The sequence below is a fragment of the Albibacterium sp. genome, assembly GCF_035514885.1.
Lineage (GTDB): Bacteria > Bacteroidota > Bacteroidia > Sphingobacteriales > Sphingobacteriaceae > Albibacterium.
This window is the reverse complement of sequence record NZ_DATJCH010000020.1, coordinates 19729-27624: the sequence shown is the minus strand read 5'-3', so window position 1 is coordinate 27624 and position 7896 is coordinate 19729. Positions and strand designations below refer to the sequence as shown.

Here is a 7896-nt window from a genome sequence, read left to right as displayed (position 1 = left end):
TATAAATACTTCCGACCATTCCATTAACATAAGTCTTATTCTCGTTGTTATACCCATCAAGAACTTGAAGCTCATAGCCGCCTGCATTACCATTGGTAGCAGCTAAAAAGATCCCACTGTTTCCTCTGCTCTGACCATTATAATTTTTGGTTTTATTACAAGTGGCGACGATATTATTTTAGATTTTTTTGCTGGTTCTGCTTAATGGCGAACTTATTGTTATTTATTTATTTATTGACATCAAAATTTCGCAAGACCGTGCGGATGTAATTTCCAGCCGGTGTTAAATTTGAAGTATCCCAACCACCATTTATAGGAGCTCCAGGTTTTAACAATGCAGTGGTTTCTTTTTTATCCGTAATATTCCAATTCACCCAGCTCAATTTATGCTTTTCCATCCATTGAACCCATTTATCTGTCTTCTCTAAATTAAATTCTCCATTACCGTTTGCTTCGCCTACTCCCCATTCAGTAATAAATAATGGCAAACCCAACCCCATAGCTGCCTCAGCTTTCTCTCTTAGTTTTTCTTGATGCCCAGGATCACTTGCATAAAAATGAAATGAATAAACCAAATTATTAAACTGATTTATAGGGTTTCTTGCTGTAATATCTACATCCTGATCCCAATGAGGACTACCAACAACAATAAGATTTTTTTTATCGTAGGTTCTAATAGCTGATATAATTTTTTCAGAATATGCCTTTATCTCCGGCCATGTTTGTCGCTCAGGCTCATTCCATATTTCATAAATTACGTTTGGAACATGCTGATACCGTTGTGCCATTTCTTTAAAAAAAGCTTCGGATTCCAACTGATTCTTATTCGCATTATGGTCATGCCAATCAATCAGCACATAAATACCCCTCCTAATTCCCTGATCAATTAGATTAATTATTTTCTCTTTTTGTTCTTTAGGATTCTGTAAATATCCTTTATCAGGTTCTATCGCCATTGAAAGACGGATCAGATCTACTTTAAAATCATCAATAAGCCAATCCACTACCGCTTTATTATAGTATTTTTCTCCCTCCCATATACTCCAGGAGAAACTTATTCCACGGAGTTGGGGCTGCATGCCATGTTGGTCTACCATCTTTCCGTTCTGTACAGATAGATATCCATGGCGCTCAACTGCTCCATAAGCTACATTCTTAGCTTTAATATAACTGAAAGAGATAAAAAAGAACAAGACGAATAACGACAATCTTTTCATAATTATGGCTTTGGTATATACGTGTTTATATTACTAGATAATTGAAGGTATCAATTATCTAGTAATTACAGAAAAGAAAAAGCTAAAGTAGAGAACTTATAAAGGACGAATCTTAATATTCCTCCATTGGGTAGATCCCGGATGCTGCTGCAATGCTATTTTTCCTTTAGCAACTTTAGCAAAATTCGCGAACTCCTTTGCGCTAAATTTACTATTTGCAACCATCTTATTCCATTCGTCACTTCCTATTTGTCCGTCAAAAGTTTGTATACCATTCAACCAAAAAGTTAAATGTCCATTATTCTGCAAGATCCTAACTTGGTTCCATTCGCCAATTGGTTTAGGTTTTGAAACCGCCGCTCCTCCTGCCATATCATACAAAGAGCCTGCAAGTCTGGTTTCTTTTTTATTATCAGCAGCATCGATATTATCTAAAACCTGCATTTCAGGGCCTGTTAGATAAGTATTTTGAAACTCTGGCTTTTCTTGTATATTAAAAATGATTCCGCTATTTCCGCCCTTAGAGATTTTCCATTCTAAACGAAAATCAAAATTCTCATATTCATCATTAGTCACAATATCTCCGCCACCTTCTTCTGGCCCATTTGGATTAAAAGCCAATGTTCCATCCTTTACCTGCCATCGCGAACCAACGGTATCTTTTAAATAAGTATGCCAGCCATTGGTTGTTTCTCCATCGAACAATAATTTCCAACCTTCTTTCTTTTCAGCGTCAGAAAGTGTATTTGGTTTTTGTGCTATTGCAACGCTGCTTAGCATTGCAAATACTGTAAAAGCGATCAATATTCTTCTCATATAATTTGGTTTTAAGAAGGCAAGGTAAGAAAAATCTAAAAAACCAATATGTTAAATTAATAAGTTCACGTCCTGATCCGATGAAATAGGCATAAAAAAAATAAACATTTAAATAACATTTGTGTTCCTTTAAAATGTAATCTTATATTATCATTCGTAATGAAAAAGACACTACAGGCAGCAAATATCATCGCTTTGATCATTACCATATTAATGAATTACCTCTCTAATACGGGCATATTCAATAGAAGTACAATGGCATCAGTTTCTGCAGAATATCAAAATTATTTTACACCCGCAGGCTATGCTTTTTCTATTTGGGGACTTATTTATATTGGTTTAATTGCTTTCATTGTTTATCAAAGCAAGGGTTTATTTAGTAAAGCAGAAACACCTTCTGTTGTCTTAGAAGTAGGGTGGCTATTTGTTATCTCCTGCGCAGCTAACTGCTTATGGATTCTCGCCTGGCTTTATAATTACACAGGCACATCGGTCATAGTAATGATCTTACTACTTTTCTCATTAATGCGTATTGTTATTAGCACACGCATGGAACTCGATTACGTTCCATTAAAGAGGATTGTTTTTGTATGGTGGCCATTCTCTCTCTATGTTGGTTGGATTACTGTGGCTTTATTAGCCAATTTTGCTGCTTATTTAGCTAAAATACAATGGGATGGCTTTGGTATTTCAGGAATTTACTGGACCATACTGTTTATATGTATTGCGGGAATTACACACATATTTTTAACATGGAACAGAAACATGCGTGAGGCGGCATTTGCCGCCGCTTGGGGACTAATAGCAGTAGCAGTAACAAACGCTAATGAATTTCCAACAATAGTTTACACAGCCATTATTGTAGCTATTATTCTTATAATAAGCAGCATCGTTCATGGCTTCAGAAGCAGGAAACGCCATCTTATAAAGCTCCATGCAACAGAAAAATAAAGAGCTAAAATATAAATGAATATAGCTCATTTACATTTTAGCTCTTTATTCCAATTAATTTAATTCTGTAATAAACTCCTCTTTTCGTTTACGAACTTTCTTCAAGTTCACTAACCAATCATTGGATTCATCGCGGTACCCTAAAGGCAATAAGATAATACTTTTTAAACCTCTTTCTTCTAAATTTAAAAGAGAATCCAAAGCCTTGCTATCAAAACCTTCCATCGGCGTTGCATCAACCTTTAGCTCTGCTGCAGCTGCAATTGCTGTTCCAAAAGCAATATAAGCTTGCCTTGCTGCATGCTCAAAATTTTGCTGCGCCGTTTGATTAGTGTATAAGTTTATTAACTTATTCTTATAGTCATCCGTTGCTGAATCAGGCAAACCTCTTTCTATATTCAAACGACTAAAAATACCACTAATACGCTCGTCGGTATACTTATCCCATGCTGCAAATATTAATAAATGAGAGCCGTCTGTTATCTGACTTTGGTTGTAAGCAATTGCTTGAATCTTCTCTTTCAATTCTTGATTTGTTACTACAATTATCTCAAAAGGTTGTAGTCCGGACGATGTTGGGGCCAAGTGTGCAGCCTGTAAAATCTTATCAACTTTATCTTGCGGAACAGCTTGTCCGTTCATCTTTTTTGTGGCGTATCGCCAGTTTAGTGCTTCTAATAACTCCATAGTTCTATATTATTTTGCAAAGTTTAAAATAATAGTTTACTTTTGAAACTGATTGCAATAAATAAAGTACTTTCCTTTTGGAAACTATCAACAAAACAATGGAAAACAACAACTTGAAAATCTCTATAAATGAGGAAGGGTGTAGAGTAAAATTACGTGCTGTACAAGACACCTTAGACATCCTAAAAGGGAAATGGAAAATCTCCATCATTAGTTCCTTAAGTTTCGGAAAACGGCGCTTTATGGAATTACAAAGGGAGATTGATGGCATTGGTGCTAAAATGCTATCGAAAGAACTCCAAGAATTAGAGATTAACGGCCTAATATCCAGAACAGTTTGCGATACAAAACCAATAACAGTTGAATATGAGCTTTCAGATTATGGGAAAACCTTGCAGAACATCATCAACGAAATGATAAATTGGGGATTAAATCACCGTGAAAACATTCTAAAGAATTGCAACACACATACTAAATAATTACTTCTCCAAATTATAACGTAAAAAGCATGGCTATTCAGCTATGAAACAGAAGGCTTTAATCTTCTACCCTTTACTTTTTTATGCCTTTTATACCAAATAATAAAACCAGTAACTGGTAAGGAAGCACTAATTAGTGAAATCAGGAAAGCAAAAATCCTGGTAGGCATCCCTCCTATTGATCCTACATGCAAATCAAAGTTCATCGTACGGAACTTTTCTCCTCCTTTAACGGTATCACTTCCGTACGACATCAAGAAATTCCCGTTATTTCGATCAAAATAGTACCAGGCAAATAGATGGGTCTTCCGTTTCTCAAAACGTACCTGAATATCGATCGGAGCTGTATCGCCCTTTCTAAACCTAAGTGATAATAAATCCGCGGTAGGGTGCTTTTGAAGAACAGTTATTAAAGATTGATCCAATGCATCATATGCCAATTCATCTGCAGGCATTGATTTAGGTATCTCGCGCTTCTCTATCTTTTTACCTCCATCAAAAATATACTGCATGGAATTATCCACCCAGGTAAAACTATAAATCAATCCGGTAATGGCAAGAATTAATGCAGGCAATAATGCATAAAAACCAGCGGTATTGTGAAGATCGTAATTCAATCTTCTGGGTGAGCCTTTCCATTTTATAAAAAAACTCTTTTTAATGGAACTCATCCTCCATTTCTTCGGCCACCATAATACCAAACCACTCAACAATAAGAAAACAAAGATCAATGTAGAATAACCAACAATTGCTCCTCCTATCTTATCTCCCAGCAATAAATTCATATGAGCACTGAGAACCAGTTGAAAAAACTCATTACGAGAATTCTCTATATGAATAACTTCTCCTGTATAGGGGTTAATATACACCCGATAATAATAGGTGTAATAGTTCCAATGACCGATACCGTCTGGATTCGTTTCACTAGCCCGAAATACCCAAGACCGATCATTAGCCGGATAAACTTCAGACCGGCTTATTTGATAACTGCTACCCAAAGCTTCCTGTGCCCGATCACGTAAAACACTCATGGGCATAGGTGCTATATTGCTCGCTTCTATAAAGAACCTATCATGATAAAACGTTTCCTTCAATTCATCGGCAAACACGTAAATACAACCTGTTATACTAACAATCAATACGACAACTCCGGTAACCATACCAAGCCAGAGATGCAGCCAATGAATAAGTTTTTTCAACATGAATTAGAAATCAAATGATAAATTCAGACTTAACTTTGCTCCATTTCCTTGCACATACTCTGCATCGACGGCTCTATATTGACTAGTAACGGGATAGTAAGATGTGTTTAGCAAATTCTCAACTCCCAAACCTGCTGTCCATTTACTATTTATACGATAGCTACCACTTAGGTTAATCAAATTAACCGATTTAACAGGCCCTTCGCTATTACCATACAAGCCATTAGCCCTTACATCAAATCGATCTCGGCTACCCGTATGGATCAAATACAATTGAAGGTTAAGATTAGAAGTAGGTCTGTAATAGACATAGGCAGTTCCTTTTGGTGGAGCAATACGACCACCGTTCAAGTATATTTCGCTATCATCATCTAATTCTGCTTTTCCCTCTACATAAGAGTAGCTAGCTCCCAAAGTTACTTTAGGGTGAACATAAGCTTCGGCTGTTGCTTCATATCCGTACACTTTTTCTGGTTCACGCTGAGGCATTAGAAAACCACCTACGTCAACTAAATTAAGTCCTAAATTAGAAGTACTGATATAATAAGCAGCTGTAACAGACATAATTCCAAATCTACTGCTGAAACCGGCTTCATAATTATTCGTTATGATTGGGTCTGTTTCCAAATTTTGCAATGTGCTTTCTTTTGCGCGACGTAAAATTCGTCCCAATTCATTAATGGCAAAACCTTGTGAGAAACTTATAAACGGATTGAAAAACTCATACTTACTATACCGTAAACCAGCGTTAAACATCGTAGCATTATAAGGAATAGTTCCTCCTGTTACATCGATACTCCCAGCACCATCAGGACCGGTAGCAATAGTGCGGAAATCTTTAACCTTTACCCGAGCGTTTTCATAACGCACACCACCTTTAAAAACCAATTGATCTACTAAATCTACTTTTAACTGAGCGTAGGGTGCCAAATTTACCATATTCATATCAGGAATATATACTCTGCCATCTGTAAGAACTTGATTGGTCATATCATTTAAAAGATCTAAACCGTAGGTTACTTCTCCTGATATGGAACCTGCAGACCATGGGGTATTCAAGTTTAAACGAATCCCCTTTTTAAAAGACTGGATTTGTGTTTGTCCGGGACCGTACCAGGCTGTAGCAGAAGGCACATACCTGTTCATGGAAATGAAACGATTATAATAAGCGGTTACATCTAAAGCTGTTTCAAAAGGAAGACCATCATGACTGTAGCTTGCCCACAAATTATGGTTTTGAGGTGTACCCGCTGGCTCTCCCGGACTATCTCCTTTGATACCAATGGATGGATGCTCACCGTACACGCCTACTGAATTAATATAGTCACTTCGTTGTACACTGCTAAAAAGATTATAAGTTAATAGCAACTGACTATGTTCATTAGGTTTATACCCAGCTTTTAAATATAGATTATAAAGCGAGGTTTCTCCTAAGCCGTCGTCCTGTCCGTTTACTTCGCCCTTCGCATCTTTGAATACACCTGTATAATTATAGGTTCCGTTTACAACATAGGTGAACTTATTTACTGTACCAGCTAATAGTTGCGAAATCCTATATCCAACGGTATTGGCTGTATTTACAACATTTCCATTAGAACCAATGGATGTAGTACCACTAATCCTTTTCCCGGCAGCAGGCTTTTTAGTAATGAAGTTGATAATTCCACCGCCTGATCCGTTCCCATAAATAGAAGTTGCACCTTTAATAACTTCAACACGCTCTATTACAGCAGGATCAATAGTACGAATATCACGACTCCCATTCATTAAAGGGGTTGATTGTGGAATACCATCTATTAAAACCAATACTTGACGACCGCGCAAAGTCTGACCTGAGTTGGTAGCTTTATTTGTGGCAGTACCCAGACCCGGAATTGTATTTCCTAATACCGAAGCAATAGAAGGATTTACGACACTTTGAGCTTGTACTTCACGTGCAGTTAATATGCTGATGGAGGATGGCACCTCATCAATACTTTCCGGTTTTCTACCGGCAGTAACTACTACTTCTTTTAATTCTACATCTTTGCTTAATACAATCTGTAATTGAGAAGTGCTATCTGCCAATACTTCGATTGTTTTATCTGTTCTACGAAAACCTACTGATGTTACAGAGACTTCATGTCGGCCAATGCGTATATCTGAAAAGGAGAAATTCCCATTAGAATCGGATTGAGTGCCAGAATTGCCATCTAAACGAACAGATGCAAAACTTACAGGATATCCATATTCATCAACTATTTGACCAGTTAAGCTACCCGTTTCAGCGGTTACGGATTGTTCTTGAGCCTGAGCAGAACTTATACCCACAAATAGAACAAAAAATAAAACAGCAAATGCTAGCTTATAGGTAAGAAAAGGTTGCCATTCTTTTGTAAAGCTTTTGTGTAACAACCTGCTTAACCCATAAACTATGTAAATAAAATTCATTGTAAATTGATTTATTTATAATAGAATTAACTAATAACTGAATAGCCCTGCAAAGCTAATATTATTAAGACTAATTACAAATAGATTATAAGACAATGAAAGGCTTTTAGGTAT

The 7896-nt window shown here is 36.7% G+C and carries 8 protein-coding genes; 2 read left to right on the top strand and 6 right to left on the bottom strand.

The annotated features are described in order from the left end of the window. The 3 genes from VL047_RS13570 to VL047_RS09665 form a co-directional block, all read right to left on the bottom strand. Positions 1 to 172, bottom strand: a 172-nt coding sequence (locus VL047_RS13570) for a family 16 glycoside hydrolase (protein WP_414635307.1), incomplete at its 3' end; no start/stop codon positions are given. Positions 173 to 227: 55 nt separating this feature from the next. Continuing rightward, the gene (locus VL047_RS09670) at positions 228 to 1217 is read right to left on the bottom strand and encodes a glycoside hydrolase family 5 protein (RefSeq protein ID WP_325360064.1); all 990 of its coding nucleotides are present in this window, start codon (positions 1215 to 1217) and stop codon (positions 228 to 230) included. 96 nt (positions 1218 to 1313) lie between these two features. Continuing rightward, on the bottom strand, positions 1314 to 2033 hold the full coding sequence (locus VL047_RS09665; protein ID WP_325360062.1) for a DUF1080 domain-containing protein: 720 nt from the start codon (positions 2031 to 2033) through the stop codon (positions 1314 to 1316). 159 nt (positions 2034 to 2192) lie between these two features. Here VL047_RS09665 and VL047_RS09660 point away from each other — a divergent pair, with 159 nt between their 5' ends. Further along, positions 2193 to 2984 (top strand): hypothetical protein, encoded by a 792-nt coding sequence (locus VL047_RS09660; RefSeq protein WP_325360060.1) that lies wholly within the window; start codon positions 2193 to 2195, stop codon positions 2982 to 2984. Positions 2985 to 3038: 54 nt separating this feature from the next. Here VL047_RS09660 and VL047_RS09655 read toward each other — a convergent pair whose 3' ends face one another. Next, positions 3039 to 3671 carry a nitroreductase family protein gene (locus VL047_RS09655; RefSeq protein ID WP_325360059.1) on the bottom strand — a complete coding sequence of 211 codons (633 nt, stop codon included), beginning with the start codon at positions 3669 to 3671 and terminating at the stop codon, positions 3039 to 3041. 98 nt (positions 3672 to 3769) lie between these two features. Here VL047_RS09655 and VL047_RS09650 point away from each other — a divergent pair, with 98 nt between their 5' ends. Further along, entirely contained in the window at positions 3770 to 4150 is a 381-nt protein-coding gene (locus tag VL047_RS09650; RefSeq protein WP_325360057.1) for a helix-turn-helix domain-containing protein, read from the top strand. A 41-nt stretch (positions 4151 to 4191) separates the two neighbouring features. On the opposite strand, the gene VL047_RS09645 is transcribed toward VL047_RS09650, so the two are convergent. Together VL047_RS09645 and VL047_RS09640 are read right to left on the bottom strand one after the other, a co-directional pair. After that, a complete protein-coding gene (locus VL047_RS09645; protein WP_325360056.1) occupies positions 4192 to 5352 on the bottom strand; it encodes a PepSY-associated TM helix domain-containing protein in 1161 nt (386 codons plus the stop codon). A 3-nt stretch (positions 5353 to 5355) separates the two neighbouring features. After that, positions 5356 to 7782, bottom strand: coding sequence for a TonB-dependent receptor (locus VL047_RS09640; protein WP_325360055.1), 2427 nt, complete (start codon positions 7780 to 7782; stop codon positions 5356 to 5358). Positions 7783 to 7896: the final 114 nt, after the last annotated feature.